Genomic DNA, 2,554 nt, shown 5'->3' with positions numbered 1-2,554 from the left:
ACCCCTGGGTGATCACACCGGTGAGAACGACGCTGCGGATATTGTTGCAGCGAAGAACCATATCCAAATTGGTCGAACGGAACGCACTCGGACGCCACTTCTGCACGATGATGTCGTCTGGCTGAATTCCGGCCTCCGGTAGAATTTCAGCGCCCCACGTGCCGCTGATCGTACAACCCTCGCTCGGGTCCATACCCTGCTTGTAGATCATGAAGCGCAGGAACGAACCCGATACAATACGATTTTGCGGAAGCCATTGGTTCTGAATGAAGATTGGTAGCACACCCATGCTACGCGCCGCGGCCAAAAGTTTTGCCACGCGCTGAACGGCAGGCGCCATCATATCAAGATTCTTGCCAATACGATCGAATAAGCCTTTGGGGGAACAGAAGTCGTGCTGGATGTCGATCATCAGGAGCGCGGTGTGCGCAGGATCGACGACCTCCTCGATGGTTGAGAACACTTCCTTGCCAAGCGCAGTGATCATTGCGATCTCCTTAAACAGAAAATGGATTAGCTGGCGATTTCGCGATCGAAGCGATCGGTCATTTGCTTGAGCGTTTCGGAGGCAAACTTCCAATCGATCGCCACCAATTGGCTGGCCGATGGAATACCGGCAGTCGCAGTGACCCTCAGATTAGTCGGCGTCGAAAAGAACTCTTTCATCCATATCGCCTGGAAACCCGGCGCAACGCACTCTTCGATGAAGGCATCGGCAAGCTCGGGGGCAGGCGCGTTCTTTACCTTCGCAATCCCCTTCGGCATTGCGAACATGCCTTCCTTGGGGGCCGCCAACCCAAGCGGGATGCCGCTGGTACGCCGCGGCATGACGTACGTCGTGTAGAATCCCGCGGCCATGCTCGCCTCGCCCTGCTCCACCAGGATCGAAGCCTGAGTTGGCTGGATGTAAAGATCGAGGATGTTCGGTTTTAGCGCCTTCAGCTTTTTAAAGGCCGCATCGACCTTGTACTGGGCTTTCTCGATTGGCTCGCCCGTTTCGTGATGGGCGGCCATGGCAGTGGTGAACGGCGCGGTGGTCGACTTGTAGGACGGAATGAGCACGCGTGATTTGTGCCGCGGATTCCACATCTCCTCCCACGACGAGAGACCGCTCGGAAACTCCTTGTCGTTGTAGCCGATGGACAACGCCGGCCACATGTAGTTGACCCACATACCATCGCGCAAAATGCCAGCCGGCGAAAGCTGGCCCATTGACGGCACGCTCGACGGCTTCAATTTTTCCAACAGGTCCTGGTCCGCCGCGACGTGAAGGATCGGATCATCCATCATGACCACCGAGAATACCGGCTTGTCCCTATTCGCTCTTCGCTTCTGAAGGTTCTCAAACGACTGCGACCCGTCGTACACAACCTTGCAATTGTATTTTGCCTCGAACAGCGGGATAGCCGCTCGCTTTGTCGCTTCCGCTTGACCAAGAGGGCCGCCAACAACCAGTTCGCGCGTCTGAGCACGGACGATGGCGGGTGTTCCGACGATCCCTGCCAATGCCGCCGTGGCCGCCGACTTCAGTATCGCTCGGCGGGATAAATCTGCATGCATTTCCAACCTCCGTTCATTGCGGATCGTGGAAAGCCAGTTTGCAAGCGCCGTGCCGGATCGACCCGGCAACGTGATATTTTCGGTCAGCGCCGGACCGGCGTGACTAACGAATGATTTTCATGAAGAGAATCAAAGACGCTCTGACGTTTTTGCTATGAGCAGAAAGGGGCTCATCCCAATTACTGCACGCGATGGCGCGTATGACTGATCAATTTTTGCATACAATAATTGCATAAGGCACGACACTTGCTCACATATTCGGCATTCAATATCGAGTCGCTGGATTGTTTTCACTAATGGTATGGAGCGCTGATTCACCCGAGCGGCGCCATTGTGATTAGTTTGATATCGCGGCAGCTTCATCGAAACCAACGCAGCAAAATCACCGAGCTGCGCACCAAGTCGCGGTCAGCGCAAACCGGCTTGTACCATCAGGCCAAGAGCAATATTTTAGTTGGCGATCTCACGATCGAACCGATCGCCCGCCTGCTTGAGGGTCTCGGAAGCAAACTTCCAATCGATCGCCAGCAATTGGCTCGCTGGTGGAATGCCGGCGGTCGTAGCGACCTTCAGATTGGTCGGCGTCGAAAAGAATTCTTTCATCCACACCGCCTGGAACTCCGGCGCGAGGCACTCTTCGATGAAGGCATCGGCAAGTTCCGGGGCCGGCCCGTTTTTTACCTTTGCAATGCCCTTCGGCATTGCGAACATGCCTTCCTTGGGGGTTGCCAATCCGAGCGGAATGCCGCTGGCGCGACGCGGAATGACGTAAGTGCTGTAGAAGCCCGCAGCCATGCTCGCTTCGCCCTGCTCTACCAGGACCGAAGCCTGGACCGAATTTACATACGCGTCCAGGATGTTCGGCTTGAGCGCCTTGAGCTTCTTGAATGCCGCGTCGACTTTGTACTGGGCCTTCTCGATCGGCTCGCCAGTTTCGAGATGCGCGGCCATGGCGGTGATGAATGCTGCGGTGGTCGACTTATAGGACGGAATG

At 55.9% G+C, this 2,554-nt stretch carries 3 protein-coding genes; all 3 read right to left on the bottom strand.

The features are described 5' to 3' along the window. The coding region (locus tag QOH60_RS28385) for a cysteine hydrolase family protein (RefSeq protein WP_526425227.1) at positions 1-487 on the bottom strand (487 nt) is incomplete at its 3' end. A 26-nt stretch (positions 488-513) separates the two neighbouring features. Further along, complete coding sequence (locus QOH60_RS28380; RefSeq protein WP_526425226.1) at positions 514-1,629, bottom strand: extracellular solute-binding protein; 1,116 nt, start codon at positions 1,627-1,629, stop codon at positions 514-516. A gap of 381 nt (positions 1,630-2,010) precedes the next feature. Then, a partial coding sequence (locus QOH60_RS28375) for an extracellular solute-binding protein (protein WP_526425225.1) occupies positions 2,011-2,554 on the bottom strand: 544 nt, incomplete at its 5' end.

Origin of the sequence: Mycobacterium sp. (assembly GCF_032159765.1) — a bacterium.
Taxonomy (GTDB): Bacteria; Actinomycetota; Actinomycetes; order Mycobacteriales; family Mycobacteriaceae; genus Mycobacterium.
The sequence above is the reverse complement of the archived record's forward strand: the minus strand, read 5'-3'. Positions and strand labels throughout refer to the sequence as shown.